This window comes from Flavobacteriales bacterium, from assembly GCA_016124845.1.
In the GTDB taxonomy this organism is placed as follows: Bacteria; Bacteroidota; Bacteroidia; order UBA10329; family UBA10329; genus UBA10329.
This window is the reverse complement of sequence record WGMW01000043.1, coordinates 1-26,604: the sequence shown is the minus strand read 5'-3', so window position 1 is coordinate 26,604 and position 26,604 is coordinate 1. Positions and strand designations below refer to the sequence as shown.

The window sequence follows — 26,604 nt, the reverse complement described above, 5'->3', positions numbered from 1 at the left end:
ATGTCAGAAGAAGTAATGGAAGAGGTGGGGTTGAATTTTCCACCTACCGCTGAAGGAGAAACCTTCATTGGCTCCGCAAGGGATTTTGCCACGGATACGCTCGGGTTCATTGAAAAGAACATTCCGATCTATGGTGAGATATTTCAGCTCAAATCCATCTTTTTCCGTTTCATAACCAACTTCGATAGAGTTGTTGTGGTCACCGATTCCGACATGGTGAAGCACATCATGCAGGACAATAACCGCAACTACGTGAAGAGTTACGGATACCGCATTCTAAAAGTGCTGCTGGGCGAAGGACTGCTGACAAGCGAAGGTGATTTTTGGCGCAAGCAACGCAGATTGATGCAGCCTGGTTTTCATCGCGATAGGCTTTCGTCATTCGTATCAACCTACGCAGAGGTGGCACAGGAGATGATCGACAAATGGAATGAGCTACCTGACGGAACGGAAGTGGATGTTTCCAAGGCTTTCATGGAAACCACGCTGAATATTGTGTCGAAAGCCATGTTCAGTACGGATGTGGTGGATGCCATGGATGTGGTGAACCGTGAATTCGATTATGCGAATGAGAAGCTTATCGATCGCATCAAAAAACCGTTTCCAGTACCGCTTTGGATGCCCTTGCCTCACATCATCCGTGAAAAAAACAGCTATGAGGCCATCAAAAAGGTGGTTGCCGACATCATTGAGAAACGTAGGTCGAGCAATGAGAAATATGACGACCTGCTGGCAATGCTGATGGAGATTGAAGATGCCGACACGGGCGAGAAGATGAGCAATCAACAACTTCAGGATGAAGTAATTACCATCTTCCTGGCAGGCCATGAGACCACGGCCGTGGCATTGACCTGGCTGGCGCATTGCATGGATGAGAATCCAAAGGTTTTGGAGAAGTTATTGGAAGAAGAGAAGACCGTGCTCAACGGTCGCACACCAGAGCTTGACGACCTCCGTTCGTTGGAATACACCCGCATGGTGATCGATGAGACCTTACGGCTTTATCCGCCTGCTTGGATCATCGGAAGACATTCCCTTGCACCAGACAAACTCGGAGAGTACGATATTCCGAAGGATACGAACTGCCTGATTCCCGTCTATTACATGCACCGCGACCCGAAATATTGGGAAAACCCTGAGCAGTTCAAACCTGAACGGTTCAGTAAGGAGAACGCAAAAGGAAGACATAAATTCGTGTATTTCCCGTTCGGTGGCGGACCAAGACTCTGTATCGGCAACAACTTCGCGCTAATGGAGATGCAGGTGATCGTACAGATGATCTTCCGAGCATTTCAACTGAAAAAGAAGAAAGGATTCACATTCAAGAAAGATCCGCTCATCACCATGCGTCCAGCACCGCACATGAAGATGGTGTTGGAAAAGAGGTGATATTCATCTAAAGTTTCCTGCTTCGGCCACCAGCAAATCGCAAGAAAGTATGTAGTATTGCGGGATTGGCCGCGAATGACCACATAGAACTGGAAGAAGACTCCGAAAACGGAGTGGGGAAGGAGCTTTACGAATACCAGAAAAAGGCGCTGTTCCGCATTATGGACCGCCTGCTGGAAGCGGAAAATCCCATCAATCTGCTTTTTCAATTACCCACTGGTGGTGGCAAAACGGTCATCTTCTCCGAGATCGCCAGACGATTTATTCTGGAGAAGAAGCAGAAGGTCATCATTCTAACGCATAGGATTGAGCTCTGCGGGCAGACCTCGCGTATGCTCGATACGTTCACGGTAAGGAACAAGGTCATTACCAGCGATGTGAAGGAACTTCCCGATCAGGATGACTATCAATGTTTTGTGGCGATGGTGGAAACGCTCAACAATCGCCTCAATGACGATGCATTTGAACTGAAAGATATCGGGCTGGTAATTATTGATGAGGCGCATTACAACTCGTTTGGGAAGCTGTTCAAGTTCTTTGAAAAGAGCACGGTTCTGGGCGTGACAGCCACACCGCTGAGTTCGAACATCAACTTGCCGATGAATGAGAACTATGAGGAGTTGATCATTGGCGAATCCATCAGTTCGCTGGTGGAAACGAACTATCTGGCCAAGGCCAATACAGTTACTTACGATCTGAATCTGCTGTCGCTGAATGTCGGGATCAACGGAGATTACACCGTACGTTCATCTGATGAACTCTACACGGATTACTCGATGCAGAGCCGCTTGCTGCGTTCATATCAGGACCATTCGCTTGGCAAGAAGACGCTGATCTTCAACAATGGCATCAACACATCGTTGTATGTGCACGACACCTTTAAGAAAGCAGGTTACGACATTCGCCATCTCGACAACAAGAACACGCCTGCCGAAAGGAGGGAAGTACTGCATTGGTTCAAGCATACGCCAGATGCGATTTTGACTTCTGTTGGGATTCTCACAACAGGGTTTGATGAACCGACAGTTGATACCATCATCTTGAATAGGGCCACACGTTCCATGACGCTGTATTTTCAGATGATCGGTCGCGGTTCCAGAATACTGGGAAACAAACGGGAGTTCACGGTGATCGATCTTGGTAATAATGTGGCACGTTTCGGTCTTTGGGATGCCTATGTGAACTGGGAACACATTTTTCGCCATCCCGATATGCATTTGAACAGCATTCGGTCGGATGAGGAGATTCAGCGCGATTTCCGATACAAAATGCCGCCAGAATTACGTGAGAAGTTCAGCCGATCTGAAAACATCGATTTTAACATCAGCGAAGCGTACGGTCGTGCGGTAAAACGAGGTGATAAGCCAAAAGTGGTCATCGATGAGTCGATCGATCAACATGTTCGCATCTGCGCAGAAAATGCCGAAGACCTTTGGGATGCCAAGGATCTGGCGAAGCTGTTGGGAGACGAGATCGAGTACCGCGTTCGAAAATACGGCCAATGTCTATCCAAGACCACGCCCAGCTACATCAAGTGGCTTCAGGACGAATACATGCGCAAATTGCATGTTCGTTTGGTCCAAGAGTATCAAATGGCGTGATCCGACTTGGGGTTGGTCTTTAAAATCACCAATTTCGCCAGTAATTCACAAACCCAAAAAACATCATCTCATGAAACGATATGCAATTATTCTTGGCGCGGCCATTGCTTTTATGACCGCTTGCGACACCAAATCAGGAGGAAACCACGAAGAAGCTCAGGAAAAGGCCGCTGCTGATTGTCAGTTGAGCTACGCGGAGAATTCAATCAACGTAAAATGGACTGCTTATAAAACATCGGAGCGCGTGGGCGTTTCGGGTACGTTCGACACAGTTCTGGTTTCAGGTGTCAATCAGGCATCCGATCTTGCAGGCGTTTTCGGTAGCGCTTCGTTCAATATTCCAACTTCCAGTGTCAACTCGGCCAATACAGGAAGAGATGAAAAGATCTTCAAACACTTCTTCTCAACCATGGTGGAGACTGCTGAGTTGAGCGGGAAAGTGTTGGAGGCAACCGATTCTGAACTGAAAGTGTTGCTGACCATGAACGGAGTGACCGACACGGTTCCTTTCAGCGTAAGCAGAACAGATAGCTTGCTGAGCTTGGAAGGAAAAATCGAATTGGCCGATTATCAAGCAGTTGCAAATGCAGATTCTCTGAATAAAGTATGCTTCGATCTGCACAAAGGTGCTGATGGCGTGAGCAAACTTTGGCCAGATGTAAAGCTGGAGATCTCAGCCGTACTCAACGAAGTCTGCGAATAATCAACCTCAACCCAAACAAAAGAAGATGAACAAACCTCCTTTTTATGATGACCTGACGCTTCCGGTCATCGCTGCTCCCATGTTCCTTATCTCAGGGCCAGAACTGGTGATCGAATGCTGCAAGAATGGCATTGTCGGAACGTTTCCAGCCCTGAATCAACGAAGTACAGAAGGTTTTGAAGAGTGGGTCGTTCAGATCAAGGAGGAGCTTGCTAAGTGGGAGAAGGAAACCGGGAAAAAGGCGGCTCCTTTCGGAGTGAACCTAATCGTTCATTTCTCCAACCCGCGCGTGCAGGCAGATCTTGAGATATGCATGAAGCATAAGGTTCCGTTGATCATCACTTCGCTCGGAGCGGTTTCGGATCTGGTGAATGCAGTTCATTCGTATGGAGGCTTGGTTTATCATGATGTCATCAAAAAACGCCATGCCGAGAAGGCCGCGGAGGCTGGAGTAGATGGTCTGATTCTGGTTGCTGCGGGAGCAGGTGGCCACGCGGGAACCTTGAATCCGATGCCATTCATTCAGGAGATCCGCAGTTTCTTTAAGAAGACGATTCTGCTTTCGGGCTGCATCAGCAATGGAAATGATATTGCATCTGCCATGCAGATGGGAGCCGATTTCGCTTGGATGGGAACCCGTTTCATCAACGCAACGGAAAGTCGCGCATCAGATGAATACCGCCAAATGATCATCGATAGCGGAGCAACGGATGTGGTGCACACGGCAGCCGTTTCTGGCGTTCCGGCCAATTTCATGCGTAAGAGTTTGGAGGCTATCGGCATTACGGAAGACATGTGGAGCCAGAAGGCCAAAATGGATTTCAGTAACCTCGAAGCGGCCAAGGCGGAGGCCAAAGCATGGAAGACCATTTGGTCGGCCGGTCAGGGCGTGGCCACTATTCACGATACCGTCCCAGTTGCTGAATTGGTTCAGCGTCTAAAGGCCGAATTCATTGAAGCATTGGAAAGGCAACAACAGTTACTTGAGAAGTACGCACAGAAAGTCTGAGCAAATATTTGTTTGAACAAGTGCAGTTGTTTGATTTTTTTATTGTTTTGAACCCGAAACTTTAAAGCAAAAGTTGCGGTACAACGCAGAAACAAATCACGGATGAGTAACGGAAAACCACGAATAGTAAAGGATTACGACAAGTTAGATGATGGGGTGAAGGAGATGATCAAACTCCATTATCCGTTCGGTTTTGAGGACAATCTGGTGTCTTTTACCAATGCAGAAGGGAAAAAAGTTTCCGCGCTTCCATTCGAAACAGACGACCGCTACTATTTGGTGCGCATGACCGTGGCAGAAGCGCAAAGCATCATTGAAGACGATGACGATTATGATGAGGACGGCAATTTGACCGATGAGGCCCGTGAAGAGTACGAAGACAAGTACGATGACGTTGAAGAGGTCGAGGAAACAGTGGAAGAGGAGGATGAGTCTTCTGATGATTCGTCAGATGAAGAAGATGATGACGATAAGGATTGATTATCCTTCCGTACCGTAATATTCGAGCCTGTTGGTAATTTTGTAAAGTGACCAGCAGGCTTTTTCTTTTGTTCTTTCTGAGTTGCATTTCGCTGCGATCGCTGGCAGATGAGATCGTTTTCGAGATGAGTGTTTTCGGCATCCGATTCGGGACCATGGTGCTTACGCGCAGCATGGAGAATGACAGCACGGAACTTTTCACCCTTCATGCCAAAGGCAAAACCGATTTTTTGTGGATGCAGCGCGAAGAGGAATCGAAGTATGAAGTGCGCTACCGCAATGGGAAGCTTTTCTCTTCTGATTACATCTATCTGAACAAGGGCGAAACAGAGAAATGGACCAACGTGAAGCAGGAGGGAAGTGGCTACTTGGTGGAGTCGAGTGAAGGTTCCAAACTTCTGAAACAGGTGGCCGACTATTCGCTGCTCAAACTCTATTTTGAGCCTACTTGGGACCGACAGAAAGTGTTCTGTGAAGAGGATTGCAGCTATGCTGAACTTATTGGCAATCCAGAAAAAGGCACCTTAAAAGTGCTCTGTCAGGATGGAAGCAGATCGACCTATCACGTGAAAAACGGTCAGATAAGCGAACTGGAGATTCATCTCGCGGTTGCAACTGTAACCCTAACCAGAATCAATTAAGCAGCCTTTGCCAGTTGCTTCTTGATCTTCATGTCCTCTCGACTGGTCTTGCACAGCTTATCCCAAACAAACGATACCTCACCGAAATTGGCATTCACATCGCTGTGATGCACATTATGCCAAGCAGAGCTGTTCAGCAATATCCTTGGCAAAAGTTTTTCAAGCCAATTGAAGGTAACGCCACAATGCAGGTAAAGATTGAGGAAAACGAAACCAACGATGGCTGAAAAATACAGCGGTGCGAAGTGCTTGGCAGGAGGGAAGCAGATAAGCAACAGCGGCCAAAATGTAAGTAGCGTTTCTACTGGACCAACGGCAAAACCTGCAAAAGGAGTTGGGTCGCGGAAAGAGTGATGGTGCTTATGAAATGGGAATAGCAACTTCGTATGCAACATTCGGTGCTTCCAATACGTCCACGCATCAACGGCAATAATTCCCAAATACATCTGTAGAATCACCATCCACCAGCTCAGTCCCATTTCATCCAACGTCCAGACAAGACCCGTTTCATAGCCTGCACGGCTCAGTCCCAAAGGCCAAGCTGCCATCAACGAAACAATGAAGGCTGCTCGTCCAGTACCGAAAGCCTCCTTGGCAATTGGTGGCAGTTTCTTGCGATTTCCCTGAATCCTATTTCCGTGCTTTTCGGAATACTTGTAAATGAGAAAGCTGAATGTGAAAAGCGGAACGATGATGATGAGAAACACCTCCAACGCGCTTTTGTAAAATACGAATGGTGCAGGATGAAGAAAGCCTGATGAAAGCGCAGCCAAAACGACTGCTGTATCAATGTAAGGAGCTGCTTTTTGCATGGCCGCAAAGGTAAGCAGCTGTTAATCTCATTCTACCAACTGTGCAGATTTTGCCGTAGCAAGCGTTCGCCACGGTTTGGCCTGTTCCAATTCGTAGGCAAGTTCGAGCAAACGCGCATCTTCACCATAAGGTGCGGCAAACTGAACCCCTAACGGCATGTCGTCCGCATCTATTCCAAGCGGAAGCGAAATCGCAGGTTCTCCGGTTACGTTGTAGAGACCTGTGTAAGTGGCAAAGTCGATGGCGCGCTTGGTTATTTCTTCGTACGGAAGTTCAGGAGAGAAGTACCCGATCTTGGGCGTTTTATGCGCCAGAACAGGCGACATGACGACATCATATTTCTCGAACAGTTTGCTGCACTCAACACCCATTTTTCGCATGGCGCGGATGCTACCGGGCAACTTCAGTGCATTGCTTCGAAACCGTTTGCCGAGACCCACCGTGAACGGTTCCAGCTGTGTTTTATCCACCTTGGCCTGAAATACCATTTGCCCCATGTGGCTTGACATGTATGCGAGGAATCCGTAGTAATTCAGGAAGTGGCCGACCATCGTATCAACATCGATCGGTAGCGGAACTTGTTCAACTTGATGGCCAAGCGATTCGAGCAATTTGGCGGTTTCCTGTTGCAAATTGTACGTGTCCTCATCTTGGCGACCTGTTGTGCCTTCGGTAAGATTCTCTATGAAGGCAATACGCAAACGCTTCTTGTTTCCATGCTTGATGTGTCCGAGTTTTAGCAGTTTCGGGTTGCGGTAGAATTTCTCAGCCTCACCAAAAAATGTGGCTGTGTCGCGAACGGAACGCGTGAGAACGCCTTGGTGAATGATCTCAATCGGCATCATCTCCGTGCCATCAATTCCATGGATGCGATGGCGCGATGGTTTAAGACCGACCAAGCCGCAAATGGCTGCAGGAATGCGGATAGAACCCGCACCATCATTACCGGAAGCAATGGGAACCGCACCGCTGGCAACCAGCGCGGCAGAACCTGAAGAAGAACCTCCAGAAGTATAGTCCGTATTCCAAGGATTACGCGTAATGGCCCACTTTTCGTTTTCCGTGCTGCACAGCAATCCGAACTCAGGCAGCGTGGTTTTTCCCAAATAACTTACGCCAGTGGAAAGAAACTGATTGACAAATCGACTGTTCCGTTTTGCTTTTTTCGCGCTGAAAGCACCGGTTCCCAATTGGGTCGCATATCCTTTGATGTTGTCGGTGTCTTTGAAATAGGTCGGAACGCCATAGAATGCGCCATCCGCTGTCAGTCTATCGATTTTTCGGGCATCATCATACAGTTTCAGAACGATGGCATTCAACCCAGGATTCACTTTCTCCGAGCGTTTGATTGCTGCTTCAATGGCTTCTTGTGCAGAGATTTCCTTTTTCGCGATAGCTTCAGCAACACCTGTTGCATCAAGCGAACCGAGGGCGTCATCTGTAAATGCGTTCATTCGTTTGTTCATGCAACCGAAGTTAGAAAACTCTGACAGGATTAATGGTTGTCCGAAACTGGCTTATCCAGCCAACCGCGCGGATTGGTCAAGAAATCGTTTCTGAATTCAGAAAGCATCTGCTGCATTTCCTCTACTTTTTGATCATGCCTTGAGGAGAGATTGTATGATTCACTGGAATTGTCCTTCAGGTAATACAGCTTAGGCCAATTGTCCAATCTGTTAATGACCGTATCGCTTTCTGGTGGTGAGTATTTCGAAACGTACTGGCTCGTTACATACTTGGGATGTTCCAACGGAATGGGCCATGTGTAGCTGTAATTCGTTTCCATGAATTTCCAGTTACCTACGCGAACCGCCTCAAATGCGTAATCGTGAAAGAAGAATAGGGGACGGGTGTAGGCGAGACTCGTTTCGGAAGTGTCGTTGAGAAGTTCCAGCAGATTCATACCGTCAATCTTCCTGTCTTTGGGAATAGAAACACCTGCTTCCGCCACCAACGTAGGCAATAGGTCGATGCCCATAGCGGGCATATTCGTTTTGTATGCGGTTTTCAGCTTTTTGGGATAGCGGATCATGAATGGAACGCGATATCCACCTTCGTAAACCTGACCTTTGCGGCCTCTCAGACCGCAAGGATTTCCTTCGAACCAAGGTCCATTGTCGCTGGTGACAACGACAATCGTGTTCTCGGTCAAGTTCAAACTATCCAGCAGATTTAGAATTTCTCCAACGCTGTGATCGAATTCTTCAACCGCATCGCCATAAGCACCTGCTTTGGACTTGCCTTTAAATCCCTTCGAGGGAAAGAAAGGCTGGTGTGGATCCTTGTGCGCCAGATACAGGAAGAATGGTTGATTCTGATTCTGACGAATGAAACTCTTGGCAGAATCTGTAAACAACTGCGTGTAATGTTCCTGATCGAGGCCAATATCATCCAGCATTTTACGCTCATTCTCATAAAATGCCACAGGCCAATCATCGTTGGAGGCTTCCAGACCAACGAAATAATCAAAACCATGGTTGAACGGATGAAACTGGGCATCCTGAGAAATCGTGCCGAGATGCCATTTTCCAACAATTCCAGTTCGGTAGCCAGCAAGCTTCAACAATTCTGGGATGATGACCTCAGAAGGCATAATTCCATTGATAATGTTGTGTTCTCCACGCATGTCCACAGCCCCCATGAAATTGGCAAAACGACTTCCAATATTCATGATGAGACCAGGATTCACATGATGGAACGGATATGCCAATCCTTGTCGCAGCGCGTATCTACCAGACAAGAACCCGAAACGCGATGGCGTACAGATAGACGCTGGTGCGTAAAAATTGCTGAAAACCACGCTGTGTTCTGCCAGAGAATCCAAATTCTTGGTATCAATGACTGTCTGCTGATTGTAACCGACATCTCCGTAACCGAGATCATCGGCCAAAATGAAGATGATATTCGGTTTGTCTGGAATTGGTTTTACCTCAACAATTTCTTCCAGTTTAAAAGGTCGGTCAGCAAAATCAGAACGAATCAGACCTTGATGTTCAGGTCCCTGTAAATAATACCAAGTAAGAATTCCTCCAACGAAAAGAATCAAGAAAATGATCAGACCTGTGAGCACGCTCTTTAAAAACTTCATTTGGGAATGTACTAATTGCTTGGCAAGTTGCAATTCATCATTAAGTCTATAATTAATATTATGTTAAATAGTAATTTCAAAAGAAAGGGAGAATCCAATGAACTCTCCCTTCTCTATTACTTCTTGTGAAGCTTCGCTGAAACTTCTTCGAGCTTCTTCTCATAGCTTGGGTCGTCTCCTCCAAGCTTGTAGTACAATTGATTCAATGCAATCAGGACACCTTTATCATCTGGCCGAATTGCATAAGCCTCTTCCAGGCTTGGCAATGCTTTTCTGAAAATATCAAGCACCTTCACCATTGCTGCGTCATATTCCTTCTGATTAGCAATATTGCTGGCAGCATCATTCATTTTTGCGCCCATATTGAACCAAGATGCTCCAATACTGTAAACAGCGTCAAATTTGGCTGAAAGTATTGCCGCCTTCTGGTCTTCGGATGCTTCAGCCAAAGCCTTGTTTGCTTCCTCTACAGAACGCTTGTAAGCATCGCGCGATTCATTGAACATTTCAACTGCCTTTGGGTCAACACCGGATTCATCAACCTTTTTGGCCAACTGCTCCAAAATAGAGCCCAACGCAAACCATGCTGAATAGTTTGTTGGATCTGCCTCCACAGCTTTTCTGAGCGGATCGACCGCTTCATCGGTATTGCCTGAACCTAAGAACACGTTGGCTTCCTCAACTGAAAACGCGCCTGGCTCTCCCAATGATTCACGTCCCAACTTGATAGCATTCAACTCTTTTTCCGTGTTTTTCGCGGTATGCCACATATTGATCAATCGCACAAATGCCGCACGATGCTCTTTTTGCTTCAGCTCTTTGGCCAATTCCGCAGCTTTCAGATAATCCGATTCGGCAAGTTCAAGTTTCCCCAAGGCATCATTTGCCCAACCACGATAGAAGACGCTTAGCATCGCCAAGGTGTCATTCAGGGCTGGGCAACATCCCATGCCACTCATTTCAACAGCATTTCCGAAGCGTGTAGCTGCCTTCTCGTAATCTTTGGCTTGCAAGGAGGCGATTCCCAGATTGTAGAAGTTGACCGACTCGAAGTTCAGATATTTCTGGATCTCATCTTTATAGTAATTCTTCTCATCCAGTTCCTTACACTTCTTGAAACTCTCGTAGGCGATCTGAAGCGGGTCATCGCTCAACTCCTTGAATTTACCTTCGTTGTTCTGAACCTCATAAACCTTATTGTAGATCTGCCCTCGATAAAGCCATGTTTTCGGATCATTCATGGTCTTTTCGTGGGTAATTGTCGGTTCAATGGCCTCCACGGCATTGTCCAGTTCGCCATAGCCAAGATAATTGTTGGCACTCGTTCTTTTCGATGGCTGACCGAACACGGCCGCACTGACCAGCAATGCTACTGCAATCAAGATTGTATTCTTCGTACTCATCGTTTTTAGGTTTTATTCGGTGCGAATATCGCGTTATCTCTCAAATTGGTCGGTCAATCACTCCTCAGATTCTTCCTGATCGGTTGAGGTGTCGCCTCCCTCCTGTCGGTCTTCGGCATTTCCTTCAATACCACCGATCGGGTTTTCATCCTCCTCGTCTTCATTCAGGTCCGCATCCTCAGAAGAGATTTCCACCTTGGCAATGGCCGCAATGGTATCTTTTCCTTTCAGGTTGATGAGTTTCACACCTTGCGTTGCGCGTCCCATAACACGGATGTCTGCCACGTCCATTCGGATGGCGATTCCTGATTTGTTGATGATCATAAGATCGTTCTCATCCACTACACTCTTAATGGCAATGAGCGAACCCGTTTTGTCGGTGATATTCATGGTCTTGACGCCTTTTCCACCACGGTTGGTAATGCGGTAATCTTCTACCGCAGAGCGTTTTCCATAACCATTCTCAGATACCACCATCACCGTTTCGGTCTCGAGGTCTTCTACACAGATCATGCCAACGACATCGGCTTTCTCCGGTAGGTTGATGCCGCGGACACCTGCGGCTGTACGGCCCATCGGTCTTACTTTATCCTCTGGGAAGTGAATACAACGACCGTGCGTCCCAGCAATAAGAATGTGGCTGTTGCCCGTTGTAAGGCGTGCTTCAAGAAGCTCATCACCGTCCTTAATGGTAATTGCATTGATGCCATTTACACGTGGACGTGAGTATGCTTCCAACGTGGTCTTTTTGATGATTCCCTTCTTAGAGCACATGATCACATAGTGATTCTGGATGTACTCCTCGTCTTTCAGATCAATGACACGGATAAACGCTTTCACCTTATCATCCGATTCGATATTGATCAGGTTCTGAATAGCGCGACCTTTACTTGTCTTCGTTCCTTCTGGAATTTCGAACGCGCGCATCCAGAAACAACGGCCTTTCTCGGTGAAGAATAGCATGTAATTGTGGTTGGTGGCCACATACAGGTATTCCAAGAAATCCTCATCGCGTGTAGTGCTGGCGCGGGAGCCTACTCCGCCTCTACTTTGCACACGGTATTCCGCAAGTGGCGTTCGCTTGATGTAGCCCATGTGCGAGATAGTTATGACCACTTCCTCATCCGCGATCATATCTTCCATACGAAGGTCATTGGCAGCATAAACGATCTCACTTCGTCTTTCGTCACCGTACTTGTCGCGGATAACTGTGAGCTCGTCTTTGATGATGGTCATTCGAAGGTCTTCGTTGTCCAAAATATCCTTCAAATGCGCGATGGTCTTCATCAGTTCCTCATACTCCGCACGAAGTTTGTCCTGCTCCAGTCCTGTCAACTGACGGAGACGCATTTCAACAATCGCACGTGATTGAACATCACTCAACTCGAAACGCTCCATGAGTTTTTCACGTGCTTCTTCTGGGCTTGCTGAGGCGCGAATCAATGCGATTACCTCGTCAATATTGTCTGATGCAATGATGAGACCTTCGAGGATATGTGCCCGCTTCTCCGCTTGATCGAGTTCGAACTTGGTTCTTCTGACAACCACATCGTGACGGTGTTCCACGAAATGGTGGATCATGTCCTTCAGCGTCAGCATTTCTGGCCGACCTTTCACCAAGGCAATATTGTTCACGCTGAACGAAGTCTGAAGTGCTGTGTATTTGTAGAGCGTATTCAGAACCACATTCGGAATCGCATCACGCTTCAGTTCGTAAACGATACGCATACCGTTTCTATCAGATTCATCACGGATGTCGCTGATGCCTTCGATCTTCTTGTCAACAACCAACTCGGCCGTCTTCTTGATCATGTCGGCCTTGTTCACCTGGTAAGGAATCTCGGTGACGATAATCTGCTCCTTCCCAGTTTTCGTTTCCTCAAACTCGGCCTTGGCGCGCATCATCACTCTACCTCTACCCGTCTCAAATGCTTCGCGAACACCATCATATCCGTAGATGATACCACCCGTTGGGAAATCAGGAGCTTTCACGTATTCCATCAATTCAGAGATCTCGATGTCTCTGTTATCGATATAAGCGATTGTTCCGTTGATGACCTCGGTGAGGTTGTGCGGAGCCATGTTGGTGGCCATACCGACCGCAATGCCCGAAGAACCGTTTACCAGAAGATTCGGAATTCGTGTTGGAAGAACAGTTGGTTCTTGCAGCGTATCATCGAAGTTCAGCGAGAAATCAACCGTGTCCTTGTCAATATCTGAAAGCAGTTCTTCCGCGATCTTCCGCAAGCGGGCCTCGGTGTATCGCATGGCAGCTGGACTGTCACCATCTACCGAACCGAAGTTTCCCTGGCCATCAACCAACGGATAGCGCAACGACCATTCCTGAGCCATACGCACCATGGTGTCGTAAACGGATGAATCGCCATGCGGGTGATACTTACCGAGTACCTCCCCTACGATCCTTGCCGATTTCTTGTAAGCACTGGTGGAACGGACGCCCAGTTCAAGCATTCCAAAAAGCACTCTTCTGTGTACAGGCTTCAGACCATCTCTTACATCTGGAAGCGCACGTGACACAATGACCGACATCGAATAATCGATGTAGGCCGTCTTCATCTCATCTTCTATATTAATAGGTATAATTCTCTCTCCTTCTGCCATGACAAAATGTTAGTGAATAAACGCTCGCATGGTATTTGACAAACCATGCTCAAATTTAGCCTTCGAAGATAGGGTTTTGTGCTGCGTTGGTCGGCTTTTGCAAGGCTCCGAAAGCCAGTTCTTACTAACAGATTTCTGTTGATAAAAACGAACTCACCGAAAGGTCTGCTGAAAGGGCGAATCTATTTTTGAACATGCGGATTTATCGGCTGTTGTTTCAGTAGTAAAAGGATAAGTCCGACATTTGAGGATTGAACATGGACGCGAAATTTTCACCACGGGTAAAAGATGTCATCAGTTTCAGTCGCGAGGAAGCGCTGAGATTGGGACATGAATACATAGGAACGGAACACTTACTTCTCGGGATTATCCGTGAAGGAGAAGGGACGGCCATTAAGATCCTTGAATCATTAGGTATTGATATTCAAAAACTTAGAAAGGAGATCGAAAGCACTACTCAAACTGGAAAAGCTGTCAAGAAGACCAATTTGGGTAATATCCCTTTGATCAAGCAAGCTGAGAAAGCATTGAAGATCACATACCTGGAGGCCAAGGTGTTCAAGAGTCCTACAATTGGTACCGAACACTTATTATTGGCCATCTTGAAAGATGAAGATAACGTTGTAACACGAAGTATGAAGAAGATGGGAGTTGATTACGACCTCGTGAAAGAAGAGGTTGAAATGATGTTGGGAGAAACTGGTTTGAATCCAGAAGCCAAGCACAGCCAGTCGGCAGATGACGATGACGAAGGTGATGCTTTCGGTGCAGGTGGTGGCGGTCAGATGCGAAAAGCAGTTGACCCGAAATCCAAAACACCTGTTCTGGACAATTTTGGACGCGACCTGACCAAGGCTGCGGAAGATGGAAAACTCGACCCAGTAGTTGGTCGTGAAAAGGAAATTGAGCGGGTTTCGCAGATCCTTAGCCGTAGAAAGAAGAACAATCCGATTCTTATTGGAGAACCTGGTGTTGGTAAATCAGCGATTGCCGAAGGTCTCGCCTTGCGAATTGTGAAGCGAAAAGTATCTCGTGTGCTGTTCGGAAAGCGTGTGGTAACCTTGGATCTAGCATCGCTTGTTGCTGGAACCAAATACCGCGGTCAGTTTGAGGAGCGCATGAAAGCAGTGATGAACGAACTGGAGAAATCTCCAGATGTGATTCTGTTCATTGATGAGATTCACACAATTGTTGGTGCTGGTGGTGCTTCAGGTTCTATGGATGCATCGAACATGTTCAAGCCAGCCTTGGCACGTGGCGAAGTGCAATGCATCGGTGCCACTACGCTTGATGAGTATCGACAGTACATTGAGAAAGATGGTGCGCTGGAAAGACGTTTCCAAAAGGTAATGGTCGATCCGACCTCTCCAGAGGAAACCATCGAGATTCTGAACAACATCAAAGAGAAGTACGAAGAACATCATAATGTGATCTATACGCCAGAGGCGATTGAGGCGTGCGTGATGCTCACCAATCGCTACATGACCGATCGATTCCTTCCAGATAAGGCAATTGACGCCTTGGATGAGGTTGGTTCACGTGTTCATATCACCAATATTCACGTTCCTGATGTGATTGTTGAGTTGGAGAAGAAAGTGGACGACATTAAGGAGGAAAAGAACAAGGTTGTCCGCAGCCAGAAATACGAAGAGGCGGCCAATCTTCGTGACAAGGAGCGTAAGCTTCAGGAAGAGTTGGAGCGCGAGAAGAAAAAGTGGGAAGACGAGACCAAGGAGAACCGTGAAACGGTAACCGAGGAGCATGTGGCTGAGGTTGTTTCGATGATGACGGGAATTCCTGTCAATCGCGTGGCTCAGAACGAAGGCGATCGTCTGAAGCAAATGGGCGAAATGCTCAAAGGCAAAGTGATTGGTCAGGATGAAGCCATTAAGAAGGTGGTTCGCGCTATTCAGCGTAACCGCGCTGGCTTGAAAGACCCGAACAAACCGATCGGAAGTTTCATTTTCTTGGGGCCAACTGGTGTTGGTAAAACAGAATTGGCGAAGGTCATTTCTCAATATCTTTTCGATTCAGATGATGCCTTGATCCGTATTGACATGAGCGAATACATGGAGAAGTTTGCCATCTCACGTTTGGTGGGAGCGCCTCCAGGATACGTTGGTTATGAGGAAGGTGGTCAGTTGACCGAAAAGGTTCGTAGAAAGCCGTATTCCGTTGTGCTTTTGGATGAGATTGAGAAAGCACACCCAGATGTGTTCAACCTGTTGCTTCAGGCATTGGATGATGGACAGATGACCGACAGCTTGGGTCGTAAGATCGATTTTAAGAACACGATTGTGATCATGACCTCGAATATCGGTTCGCGACAATTGTCGGATTTCGGCCAAGGCGTTGGTTTCGCAACTGCGGCTAAAACTTCCGCTACTGATGACCACGCTCGCGGTGTGATCGAGAAAGCATTGAAGAAGGCTTTTGCGCCTGAGTTCTTGAACCGAATTGATGATGTGATTCTCTTCAACCAATTGAAGAAAGAAGACATCTTCCAAATCATCGATCTTGAATTGAAAGGTGTTTTCAAACGAATTGAAGACGCTGGTTACACCATTCAATTGGACAAATCTGCCAAGGATTTCCTTTCTGAAAAAGGCTACGACCCAGATTTCGGGGCGCGTCCGTTGGCAAGAGCCATCCAGAAATATTTGGAGGACCCATTGGCAGAAGCCATTATTGGTTCGACTGTTTCTGAAGGAGATGTGCTTGAGGTGAAGCATGCAAAAGACGCAGATGAACTGACCATCTCGGTCAAAAAACCGAAGTCGGAAAAGAAAAAAGATTGACGGGTTTAGCTCACACAGAGACACAGAGACTAACGAAATGAAAACGGGGCAATTAAGCCCCGTTTTCGTTTTGTATTCCTCATTTTCTCTGCATCTCTGCGTGAAAATCTGCTAATCTGTCGCTCCCATGCTGCTGTAGCCTCCATCATGGAAAAGATTCTGCATGGTCACTTTGCGCGTAAGGTCTGAGAAAAGCGTTACGCAGTAATCAGCACATTCCGCAGCTGAGGCATTTCCCAGCGGAGAAAGTTTGTCTGCATTATTGATGAAGTCATCAAAACCTTCCACTCCCGAACCTGCAGTGGTCACGGTCGGGCTTTGCGAAATCGTATTCACCCGCACTTTCTTCTTCACTCCATAATGATGTCCGAAACTACGGGCAATGCTTTCCAACATGGCTTTGGCCTCGGCCATATCGCCATAACCAGTATAAGTTCTTTGAGCAGCGATGTAAGTCAAAGCCACCACAGACGCCCATTCATTCAAGGCATCCTGCTTATAGCAGGTCTGCAACACGCGATGCAACGACATGGCCGAAATATCCAATGTCTTGTGGAAGAAATCGTAGTTCAGATCGGTGTAGCCTCTCCCCTTTCTCACATTCGGAGACATGCCGACAGAATGAAGCATGAAGTCCAAACCACCGAACTTCTCCTTCGCAGTAGCCACCAGATTCTCAATGTCTTCCATTACGGTCACATCAGCGGGAATAATATCTGCATTGAGCTTCTCCCCCAATTCCTTAATGGCGCCCATCCGAAGCGCAACTGGCGCATTGGTGAGAATGATCTCTGCACCTTCATCCACACATTTCTCTGCCACTTTCCAAGCAATGGAACGGTCGTCCAACGCTCCGAAAATGATTCCTTTCTTTCCTTTTAGAAGATTGTACCCCATTTTGATAAGTATGAATTGGAATGAAGAATTGAGCCTTGGAAGAAAACCAATTTCGAATTCCTAACCGTTCATTTTTCGTTAAGTAAGTTTTTCGCGTGCGTTAAGGCTGCTTCGGTCGGGTTGGCATTGCTTAGCATTTTCGCTACCTCAACCACTCGTTCCTGCTCATTCAGTTCACGCACTTTCGTTTCCGTTTTACCTTTTTCAATCTGCTTGTAAACATACAGATGTTGGTCAGCTTTGGAAGCGATCTGCGGCAAATGCGTGATGCACAGCACTTGCATCAACGTACTCAACGAGCGTATCTTCTGCCCAACCTTGTTCGCTACATCTCCCGAAACACCTGTATCGATCTCATCAAAGATGATGGCAGGCAATTGCGATGTCTTTGCGATCTGCGATTTGACGGATAGCATCAGTCGCGAGAGCTCACCACCGCTGGCCACTTTGCTGATGTCTTGCAACGCCTGTCCCTTATTGGCGGTGAACTGAATATCGATTCCATCTTGGCCGAGCACATTGACCTCAGTTCGGTGCAATTCGATCTTCAAAGTGGCATCGGGCATTCCGAGTTCGTGCAACTCAGATTCAATGACGGGAGCAACATTTTTGGCGGCAGTAGCACGCAACTGGCTCAGCAGCGTTGCTTCCGATTCGAGTTTGGAGCCAGCTAATTCCAATTCTGCCTGGAGCAAGGTCAGTTGTTCATCGGAAACGCCAATGCCATCCAATTTTTCTTCCAGCTCTTGCTGAAATTCAATCAATTCGCTCTCGCTTTGCTTGCGATGCTTCGTCATCAATCGAACCACTTCATCCACTCGCTCCTGTAGTCGAATCAATTCCTCAGGGTCTTCGTTCAGCCCCTCGGCACTTCGCTCAATTTCCTGAGCCACATCTTCCAGTTCCAAGAAACTGGATTTCACGCGTTCCGTCCAATCTTTCGATGGCGCATGTTTCCGAGCCAAATGACCCAGCTCCGATTCAATTCTTCGGAGTTGATCCAAAATGGAACCTTCCACACCTGAAAATCCTTCAGAAACCTGTCCGAGCGTTTGTCGGATCTCTTCCGCATTCTCAAGTAGATTCAATCGTTCTTGATTTTCTGCGAACTCGCCTTCTTTCAGGTTCAGTTCCAGCAATTCAGAAAGCTGGAACCGCACATAATCTTCATCAGCAGAGGCTTCCTGCAGTTTCTGCTTCAGTTTCTCAACTTGCCGCTTTAGCGCATTCCACTCCGAATATGCCTTCTGAAATTTCGCGTACTGTTTTCCTCCATCCGCGCAGGCATCCAGAAATCTTGCTCTGAACTCAGGTGTTTTGAGTGTCAGCACTTCGTGTTGTGAATGAATGTCGATCAAATTGCTGGCAAGCTCTTTCAGTTGCGAGAGATTGACAGGCGTATCATTCACAAACGCTCGCGACTTTCCTTGCGCATTGATCTCGCGTCTCAGAATGGTATGCTTTTCAAAATCGAGGTCGTTCTGTTCAAAGAATGCTTCCAACCCAAAACCACCGATCTCAAAATGCGCTTCGACCACACATTTCTCATCAGCATCATACAGCACAGATGTATCTGCCCGCTTACCGAGTACTAACGAAAGTGCTCCGATCAAGATCGATTTTCCCGCACCAGTTTCACCAGTAATGATGGTGAGACCATCTGAAAATTTCACATGCAACTCGGAAATGATGGCGTAATTACGAACGTGCAGGCGGGTCAGCATCGTTCTCAGCTTTTGATGATCGCCTCGTACTTGTTCGCGTTCGATGGATCGGCCTGCATCAGGTCGTTGGCCGCTTTGGTCTTGATGTCAGGAAACGCTTCTTTGAAGATGTTGATCAGCTCATCCATCTTGGCCGTAAAGAAAATCGTTAGTAGATACGAGTTCGGTTGGTCCAAACGCAGTTTCTTCAAGGGCTCCAGACATTCGTAGATGGCCTGACGACCACCTTGCAGGTCTGACTGCATTTTATCCAAGCCTTGTCGATGATATTTGTACATCACATTACGGAAACCTTCGTAACGTGCGTTCATCATGTTCTCGATCAGCCAATAGCGGTTCCGTGAATTCTCGAACGCCTTCCAACCTTTCTGCGATTCGTTCTGAGCGTTGTTCACGATCTGACGTGCCTTCTGAAAGTACTGCTCGCCTCCTTTCGGAGAGAAGCTGTCGTAGTCGGCACCGATGATCATGTACGCATAGAAAGCCAAGATGGACGTGAGGTTGCTGATGTGCTGGTTCGGTTGCCATTGCAATGGCTGATTCTCAACATATTCAATGGCAAATTCCTGATCGTTCACGTTGAGCAAGACCGTATTGTACGAGGTCATATAAACAGGGCGGCTCGATTGCACCTGAATGTTTCCTTTGAACTGGCTGCTCGAAACCTTTTCGGTGATCGTGATCAGAATATTGCACTCGATACGCTCATCCAACTGGTAAATGTCGGTTGTCCATTGGTTGGAGTTCATGAACTCGCGCACATCCTTCTGAAGCGTTTCAAAGATCCGTTTCTCCGTGTTCTGAATTCCAGGGCTGATGACCGAAACCGTACAGTTCAGTTCCTGTGCTTTTCCCGCAACTGCGAAGATCAGTAGAATAAAAGTGAAAAACCGTGTCATTTTATGGCGATGATGGCGTGCAGAATATCGTCTGCAACCGCTGTTTTCGACTTCAATTCAAAAGTAGATATATTATTGTGTCTGTCCAGAATTGAAACCCTGTTGGTGTCGTGCCCAAACCCTGCTCCTTTATGCTGAAGCGAGTTCAGAATCAGTAGGTCACAGTTCTTGTTTTTCAATTTCGATTTTGCGTTTTCCAACTCATTGTCTGTTTCCAGAGCAAAGCCAACAAGAATCTGATCCTTACGCTTCGTAGCTCCCAGCGTGGCCAGAATATCTGGTGTCGGCTCCAGTTCAATGGTCAGGGAAACGTCTTTCTTCTTCATTTTATTCTCCGCAACATGCTTGGGGCGATAGTCTGCCACCGCAGCAGCGCAGATAAGAATGTCTTGGTCTGTCATGCGTTTCATCACTTTATCAAACATTTCTTGTGCAGAAATGATGTCGACACGATGGATGTTTTTGGAACATTTAACATGCGAAGGCCCACAGATCAAGGTCACTTCTGCCCCATTTTCAGCAGCAACTTCAGCAATGGCAATTCCCATTTTTCCAGACGAATGATTGCCGATAAACCGAACAGGATCGATGGCCTCATAGGTTGGGCCTGCGGTGATAAGCACCTTTTTTCCGCGCAGTTCAGGCATGCAGCAATTCCTTCACAAATTGAAAGATCTGTTCAGGTTCGGCCATTCTGCCTTTGCCTTCGAGGCCACTGGCCAATTCTCCTTCGGTCGGCTCAATGATGCGGTTACCGAAATCGGCAATGGTTGCCATGTTCTTTTTTACTGCTGGATGCTGAAGCATATCAAGGTCCATGGCCGGGGCAACCACAACAGGGCATCTTGCAGAAAGATATGTGGCCAGTAGAAGATTATCGCAGATGCCGTTGGCCATTTTCCCGATGGTGTTGGCCGTAGCGGGAGCAATTACAAATACATCGGCCCAAAGTCCAAGTTCCACATGGTTGTTCCAATTGCCTTCGGCATTGGAAAGCGAACTCAGAACAGGATTCTTAGAAACGGTGGAAAGCGTCAATGGCGTTACAAAGTCAAAAGCCGCATCGGTAGCCACCACCTTCACCTCTGCACCTGCCTTCACGATCAGACGCACCAACAAAGGTGTTTTGAAAGCAGCAATGCCGCCTGTAACTCCGATCAGTATTTTCTTGCCTTGCATGTTCCAATATACATGAAAACCCGAACTCAGTCGGGTTTTTCAATGCTTATCTGGTAAGAATCAGGCTTCGGCCTGTTCTGTTTCAACTGCTTCGCCTTCCTCTCTTGCAGGGTTGCGGAAGTAAACCTTTCCTTTCAGATACTCCTCAACGGCAATGGCCACAGGCTTAGGAAGTCCTTCGTAGAACTTGGAGATCTCAATCTGTTCGCGGTTTTCAAAGATCTCCTCCAAGTTGTCGGAAGTGGTGGCGAACTCAGCCAATTTGGCGTTCAGTTCCTCTTTGATGTCCGTACCTACCTGATTTGCACGCTTTGCAAGGATGGCGATGGTCTCATACACGTTATCAGTTCCTTCTTCGAACTGACGCATGTCACGGGTAATGGTATCGCGCTCTGCCTTGGTGTTCTTGTATTCCATTTTACAGGGTTTTTAACTTTTCAAGTTCTTGTTTACAATCTTCTTTGATGCTCTTGGCAGAACTCACATCTTTCGATCGTGGGAACCGCTCAATGAATTCATTGCATTCGGTCAATGTCTGTTCAAATCGCTCCAGTTTCTTCTCCTCCACACTATTGTCAGCCAGCAGATAACTCGAACGCAGTATCATAAAACTGATCTCCTCTCGGTACTTCGTATCTGGATAGTCCGTGAGCGTATTTCGGAGCGCAAAGATAGCAGCTTTATATTCACCCACGCGATAATAGAGTTTGGCTCCGTTGAAGCTCTTCGTCTCCAGTTTAAAGCGCAGTCGGTCCATCAGGTCGTTGCACTCATCCACTTTCGGGCTTTCAGGGTATTTGTTGATGAACAACTGAAGTTCATCAATGGCCTTGTGCGTACTTGCTTGGTCGAGTGTCGGGTCGGCAGAATCCAAGAAGTAACATTTGGCGTTCATGAACTGCGCATCCTCTGCCCTGCTGCTTCGCGGAAATGTGCGAATAAAGTTGTCGAAATGATACCCCGCCAGCATGTAATCGCCCACTTGGTAATTGCAGTATGCGTAGTAATAATAAACGTCCTCGGCCTTGCTGGTTCCACGGAAAACCGTGATCAGCTCCTCGAACAATGGGAAAGCCTTCTGGTACTTGCCATTGTCATAGTACATCTTGGCCATCTCGAACTTCTGTTCGAAATCGTTGCTTTTCAGAATTTTCTGATACTTACTGCATCCAGAAAACAGGAAAACGGAAGTAATGACAAGAAGGGCTGGAAAGGCCTTTTTCAACATGGCCGCAAAGATAGTTTTTTCGATTACGCGATGATGAACGCCAAAGCTTTCAAAATATTGGGTGCGTTCCATTCGAAAAGTTTGTCGGGTCATTTGGAAAATCCGCCTCAGAGGCGGTACTATTGTACAACGTAAACTCACTTGTTTTCTTGAAGCGCACCATTCTTGCATATTCAATGATCCTTGTTCTGGTTGCCCCGTTTGTGGGCATGCAAGGATGGCTGCATGTTCGCAAGGCGGTGGTTCGCAGCCAAGTGAAACACCGATTGGTCGAAGGGATTTGGAAAGATGATCTTGTGTCACTCAAATTTTCCAAGGCTGAGGTAGAGAGGAAACTCAGGTGGAAGGATGAAAAGGAGTTTGAGTTCGATGGCGAAATGTATGACGTGGTTTCGGTCGTTTCTGTCGGTGACAGCATTGTCTATCGCTGTTGGTGGGACAATGAGGAAACTCATCTCAGCAAGCAGCTGAATCAACTCACAGTGTTGGCACTTGGCACGGACAAAAGCCGTCAAGAGCGAGAAAGCCACTTCACACATTTTACACAGATGTTGTTCTTTTCAGAGCCATCTTCTTGGCGAATGACTGAAACTCCAGTTGCAACCTTTACAATGCGGAACGCGAAAGGTCATTCAGCTTGGAACATCTCCCCTCCTTCGCCCCCACCCGAAGCCTGATCGGTCAAGCCGCGTTCTTTTTCTGAGAACACCTCAATTTGTTCCAATAAACCGATCACATGTTCAGAATTCTGATACTGTGGTTCCTGTTGGGCATGTTGGCGAATGCGCAGGCACAGACCATCACCGTTCAGGACAGTCTTTCGGGCCAACCTTTGGGTTACGCTACCATTTCGAGCGAAGAACCAAAGAGGCTGGCCGTAACAGATGTGAACGGAAATGCAGATGTGTCGGCTTTCAGAGGCGTAGCAGAGATCATTATTCGCATGGTGGGTTACAGGCCACTCGAACTGAGTTACACCGAACTGACGGAACATCCGAAGGTTCAACTCTCAGCCTCGGCCAACCCGCTGGATGAAGTTCTGGTCTCGGCATATGCCGATGAAGATGCGTTGGAAACCAGCATTCCGATAGAGCCACTCAACATACGCCAGATTGCACGACAAGGCTCGTTCAATCTCACCGATGCGCTGGCGCGCGTGCCTGGCATTTCGCAGTTCAGCACGGGTTTGGGTGTTTCCAAACCTGTGGTACGCGGACTGTATGGCAATCGCCTACTTGTGCTGTTCTCAGGCCTGCGGTTCGACAACCAGCAATGGCAGGATGAGCACGGTCTCGGTCTTTCCGATTTGGGCATTTCAAAGGTGGAAGTGATCAAAGGTCCGTTGAGCATTCTCTATGGAACGGATGCCGTGGGTGGTGTCATCAACATCATCGAAGAGCAGCCTCCCAAGGTGGGAATGTGGGAAACGGACCTTGGCGTAGAGTTCCATTCCAATACGTTGGGAGGAACGTTTCAGGTCGGAACGAAAGCCAATTTCGGCAACAAGTGGTTCCGCTTTCGTGTGGGCGTGGACAATCACGCGGATTATTCGGATGGAAACGGAACGCGTGTACTGAACAGCCGCTACGATGGCTATTACCTGAAGGCGTCTTTCGGGTTTGAGCGGAAGAACTGGAAATCGGTGAACCATTACCATTTCTCGTACAACAACTTCGGTTTCATCTTCAACGACATCCTTCATTTCATGGAGAAAGATGCGCGATGGAGCCGCAAGATGTCGGGGCCGCACCACATCGTCATGCTGAATGTATTCTCATCCGCCAACGACATCCGACTGAAGAATTCATTGCTTCGCTTGAACACGGGTTTTCAATCGAACTTCCGTTCGGAGGATGAAGGCGGGGGCGAACTGAGTTTGGAAATGCATCTGCTCACCGTGCAGAATTCGGTGAAGTGGCTGAAGCAGCTCAGCAACCGAACGCAACTGGTGGTGGCCAATCTTTCCAGCATGGAGAACAACACCAATTACGGCAGGCGCAAGATCGTGCCTGACGCGTGGATGGTGGAAAGCGTTGTGTCGGTTTACTTAAAGCATCGCTTTAACCGTTTCATGGTGGAATACGGTGCAGGAGGCGGCATCCGCTACATCAAAACGTTGCTGACTCCAACGGTCAATTCGGCTGAGAAAGACATTCATCCGTTTGCGCAGACGCGCGAGTTTGGAAATGGTCTGGTCGGCATCAGCTACTCGCCCAACAGCCATTGGAACTTGAAGCTGAACGCTGCCAGCGGTGTGCGGGCACCCAATTTGGCGGAGCTTTCCTCCAACGGCCTGCACGAAGGTGTTTACACGTACGAGATCGGTGACCCGAACATGAAGAACGAGCAGAACATCAATGGCGATGCGCAGGTTGCGTTCACCTCCAAGTGGGTTCAGGCAAGTGTTTCGGGTTTCTACAACCATTTCTTCGGGTACATCTTCTTGGATCCGACCGATGAGGAATGGTTCGGATTTCCCGTGTATCGGTTCCGCCAGCACGATGCGGATCTCTACGGTGGTGAGGCTTCCATTTCCATTACACCACCGCAGACAAAAGGACTGCGCATTTCGGCCAGTTATTCGGGGCTTGTTGGGAAGTTGAACAATGGGGAGTTCCTTCCTTGGATGCCAGCGCAGAAGGTGCGGCCCGAAGTGGCTTACAGTCGCCAATACAATGCGAGGTGGTCGTTCCGAGGCTTTGTGAATACCGACCTCGTGCTGCGGCAATACCTGACCTACTCCACCGAAAAGTCCACACCAAGCTACCAATTGCTCAATGCGGGCTTCGGAGCCGAATATATCGGTGAGAAGGTCAACTATGAGTTGAATCTGGTGGGAAACAACCTGACGAATCAGGCCTACTACGACCACCTGTCACGGCTCAAACTTTACGGCACGCTCAACATCGGTTGGGACGTGTCTATCAATCTTAAAATCAAATTCAAAAACCATTTAACAACAATCAAAAAATGAAAGCGATCAATTCAATTTTCAAAACCATGTTTGCAGTAATGCTTATGGCTTCTGTGCTTGTCTCTTGCGATAAAGAGGATGAGGGCGATGAACTGCACATCTCGTTCAAATCCACCGCAGGTTACACATACCAGGATGGCACCATGGCTGCAAACGACACAATAACCATTGGCGTTGAAGCGGAAACCGAGAAGGCCAAGGATCCGATCATCCGTTTCAATGTTTCCGAATCGGTGAACGGTGGATCGACCACAACGGTTTATACGGAAGACCTTGAAGCTACCAGCTATGACCATGATTACACATTTACCAACACCGATACCGTTTCGGGCAATACGCATGCTTTCACATTCACCATCACCAACCGCGATGGACTGAACAAGCAGGCAAACCTGACCTTGACGGTGGAGTAATAGGTCCATATCATCATGTTGGAAAACAAAACCCCGTCCGGAACTCGGGCGGGGTTTTCTTTTGACCACAGGACAATGATCCATCATGGCGTTACGGCAAGTGCAACATTGATGGTCGCCTGCATCTCAGACGATACCGTTACCGGTACCTCCTGCATCAGATAACCCGTGGCCGAAACCTTTACCGTATAGGTGCCATAGGGTATGTTGGGCAGGGTGAATTTCCCCATGGCATCGGTAGTGGCAGACACCCCCAAGGCGGTCACCTCTACCATGGCCCCCGAAATACCGAATGCGGTCGCCATATCGGCAACCGTACCTGTAATGGAACCCGTGCCCGGTGGTTGTGGGCCACCGCCATGGCCCGAACCATTTCCACCTGTGGAACTCTGATTCACCTCAAAGCCCCACTGCCCCAACTGCTGCTCGTTGCCTTTGTACATGCCCAATAGAATGTCGCGCACGCGGGCAATGATGTTGAGAACCGTGCCCTCCGAGTTCACATTCTGGTCCTTCCGTTTACCCAACAGCCCATCACGGCTCTCTGTGGCCAGTTCGGCATCTTTGCGCAGCTGCTTGGCCAGTTCATTCTGAGTGTCCGCATCGGTAACGCGCGTTCCAAAAGCCGCCATGTCCAGGCCACTGAGCGGACTTGCCGCCCCATCGGCCGTGTGTTTGGTAATGATGTGGCCGGCCAGTTCGAGCATCTGGTCGGGATTTGTGGGTACTACTACCCTGACATT

At 47.8% G+C, this 26,604-nt stretch carries 21 protein-coding genes and 1 pseudogene; 10 read left to right on the top strand and 12 right to left on the bottom strand.

Annotation, left to right across the window (positions count from 1 at the left end):
- From GC178_15435 to GC178_15410, 6 genes are all read left to right on the top strand, one after another.
- The gene (locus GC178_15435) at positions 1 to 1,389 is read left to right on the top strand and encodes a cytochrome P450 (GenBank protein ID MBI1288959.1); all 1,389 of its coding nucleotides are present in this window, start codon (positions 1 to 3) and stop codon (positions 1,387 to 1,389) included.
- An 83-nt stretch (positions 1,390 to 1,472) separates the two neighbouring features.
- Positions 1,473 to 2,990 (top strand): DEAD/DEAH box helicase, encoded by a 1,518-nt coding sequence (locus GC178_15430; GenBank protein ID MBI1288958.1) that lies wholly within the window; start codon positions 1,473 to 1,475, stop codon positions 2,988 to 2,990.
- A complete protein-coding gene (locus GC178_15425) occupies positions 2,956 to 3,693 on the top strand; it encodes a hypothetical protein (GenBank protein MBI1288957.1) in 738 nt (245 codons plus the stop codon). The genes GC178_15430 and GC178_15425 overlap by 35 nt, the downstream gene beginning before the upstream one ends.
- A 25-nt stretch (positions 3,694 to 3,718) precedes the next feature.
- Positions 3,719 to 4,702 (top strand): nitronate monooxygenase, encoded by a 984-nt coding sequence (locus tag GC178_15420; protein MBI1288956.1) that lies wholly within the window; start codon positions 3,719 to 3,721, stop codon positions 4,700 to 4,702.
- Positions 4,703 to 4,804: 102 nt separating this feature from the next.
- Positions 4,805 to 5,182: a hypothetical protein gene (locus GC178_15415; protein MBI1288955.1), complete on the top strand. Its 378-nt coding sequence runs from the start codon at positions 4,805 to 4,807 to the stop codon at positions 5,180 to 5,182.
- 47 nt (positions 5,183 to 5,229) lie between these two features.
- Positions 5,230 to 5,823, top strand: coding sequence for a hypothetical protein (locus GC178_15410; protein MBI1288954.1), 594 nt, complete (start codon positions 5,230 to 5,232; stop codon positions 5,821 to 5,823).
- Here the strand turns inward: GC178_15410 and GC178_15405 are convergent.
- The 5 genes from GC178_15405 to gyrA all read right to left on the bottom strand — a co-directional run bounded on the left by GC178_15405 (position 5,820) and on the right by gyrA (position 13,749).
- Complete coding sequence (locus tag GC178_15405) at positions 5,820 to 6,635, bottom strand: hypothetical protein (GenBank protein MBI1288953.1); 816 nt, start codon at positions 6,633 to 6,635, stop codon at positions 5,820 to 5,822. The two genes, GC178_15410 and GC178_15405, sit on opposite strands and share 4 nt — an antisense overlap.
- Positions 6,636 to 6,662: 27 nt before the next feature.
- The gene (locus GC178_15400; GenBank protein MBI1288952.1) at positions 6,663 to 8,102 is read right to left on the bottom strand and encodes an amidase; all 1,440 of its coding nucleotides are present in this window, start codon (positions 8,100 to 8,102) and stop codon (positions 6,663 to 6,665) included.
- 29 nt (positions 8,103 to 8,131) lie between these two features.
- A complete protein-coding gene (locus GC178_15395) occupies positions 8,132 to 9,724 on the bottom strand; it encodes a sulfatase-like hydrolase/transferase (protein MBI1288951.1) in 1,593 nt (530 codons plus the stop codon).
- Between the two features lie 116 nt (positions 9,725 to 9,840).
- On the bottom strand, positions 9,841 to 11,127 hold the full coding sequence (locus tag GC178_15390; GenBank protein ID MBI1288950.1) for a tetratricopeptide repeat protein: 1,287 nt from the start codon (positions 11,125 to 11,127) through the stop codon (positions 9,841 to 9,843).
- A 57-nt stretch (positions 11,128 to 11,184) separates the two neighbouring features.
- Entirely contained in the window at positions 11,185 to 13,749 is a 2,565-nt protein-coding gene (gene gyrA / locus GC178_15385) for a DNA gyrase subunit A (protein MBI1288949.1), read from the bottom strand.
- 257 nt (positions 13,750 to 14,006) lie between these two features.
- Between gyrA and GC178_15380 the strand changes: the two genes are divergently transcribed.
- The gene (locus tag GC178_15380; GenBank protein ID MBI1288948.1) at positions 14,007 to 16,547 is read left to right on the top strand and encodes an AAA domain-containing protein; all 2,541 of its coding nucleotides are present in this window, start codon (positions 14,007 to 14,009) and stop codon (positions 16,545 to 16,547) included.
- Positions 16,548 to 16,658: 111 nt separating this feature from the next.
- Here the strand turns inward: GC178_15380 and GC178_15375 are convergent, their stop codons facing one another.
- The 6 genes and pseudogenes from GC178_15375 to bamD all read right to left on the bottom strand — a co-directional run bounded on the left by GC178_15375 (position 16,659) and on the right by bamD (position 22,645).
- Positions 16,659 to 17,444 (bottom strand): SDR family oxidoreductase, encoded by a 786-nt coding sequence (locus GC178_15375; GenBank protein ID MBI1288947.1) that lies wholly within the window; start codon positions 17,442 to 17,444, stop codon positions 16,659 to 16,661.
- Positions 17,445 to 17,512: 68 nt separating this feature from the next.
- A complete protein-coding gene (gene recN, locus GC178_15370) occupies positions 17,513 to 19,168 on the bottom strand; it encodes a DNA repair protein RecN (protein MBI1288946.1) in 1,656 nt (551 codons plus the stop codon).
- 5 nt (positions 19,169 to 19,173) lie between these two features.
- Positions 19,174 to 20,067 carry a DUF4835 family protein gene (locus tag GC178_15365; protein ID MBI1288945.1) on the bottom strand — a complete coding sequence of 298 codons (894 nt, stop codon included), beginning with the start codon at positions 20,065 to 20,067 and terminating at the stop codon, positions 19,174 to 19,176.
- Positions 20,064 to 21,246 (bottom strand): annotated as a pseudogene (coaBC, locus tag GC178_15360) (bifunctional phosphopantothenoylcysteine decarboxylase/phosphopantothenate--cysteine ligase CoaBC). Before coaBC ends, GC178_15365 begins: the two are co-directional and overlap by 4 nt.
- Before the next feature lie 60 nt (positions 21,247 to 21,306).
- The gene (locus GC178_15355; protein MBI1288944.1) at positions 21,307 to 21,663 is read right to left on the bottom strand and encodes an RNA polymerase Rpb6; all 357 of its coding nucleotides are present in this window, start codon (positions 21,661 to 21,663) and stop codon (positions 21,307 to 21,309) included.
- A 1-nt stretch (position 21,664) separates the two neighbouring features.
- A complete protein-coding gene (gene bamD / locus GC178_15350) occupies positions 21,665 to 22,645 on the bottom strand; it encodes an outer membrane protein assembly factor BamD (GenBank protein ID MBI1288943.1) in 981 nt (326 codons plus the stop codon).
- On the opposite strand from bamD, the gene GC178_15345 reads away from it, so the two are divergent.
- The 3 genes from GC178_15345 to GC178_15335 are packed head-to-tail and all read left to right on the top strand — an operon-like array spanning position 22,624 to position 25,861.
- Positions 22,624 to 23,151, top strand: a complete 528-nt coding sequence (locus GC178_15345) for a hypothetical protein (GenBank protein ID MBI1288942.1) — start codon at positions 22,624 to 22,626, stop codon at positions 23,149 to 23,151. The genes bamD and GC178_15345 overlap by 22 nt on opposite strands.
- 59 nt (positions 23,152 to 23,210) lie before the next feature.
- Entirely contained in the window at positions 23,211 to 25,448 is a 2,238-nt protein-coding gene (locus GC178_15340) for a TonB-dependent receptor (protein ID MBI1288941.1), read from the top strand.
- Positions 25,445 to 25,861 carry a hypothetical protein gene (locus GC178_15335; GenBank protein ID MBI1288940.1) on the top strand — a complete coding sequence of 139 codons (417 nt, stop codon included), beginning with the start codon at positions 25,445 to 25,447 and terminating at the stop codon, positions 25,859 to 25,861. The genes GC178_15340 and GC178_15335 overlap by 4 nt, the downstream gene beginning before the upstream one ends.
- A gap of 83 nt (positions 25,862 to 25,944) precedes the next feature.
- On the opposite strand, the gene GC178_15330 is transcribed toward GC178_15335, so the two are convergent.
- The gene (locus GC178_15330) at positions 25,945 to 26,568 is read right to left on the bottom strand and encodes a hypothetical protein (GenBank protein ID MBI1288939.1); all 624 of its coding nucleotides are present in this window, start codon (positions 26,566 to 26,568) and stop codon (positions 25,945 to 25,947) included.
- Between the last annotated feature and the right edge of the window lie 36 nt (positions 26,569 to 26,604).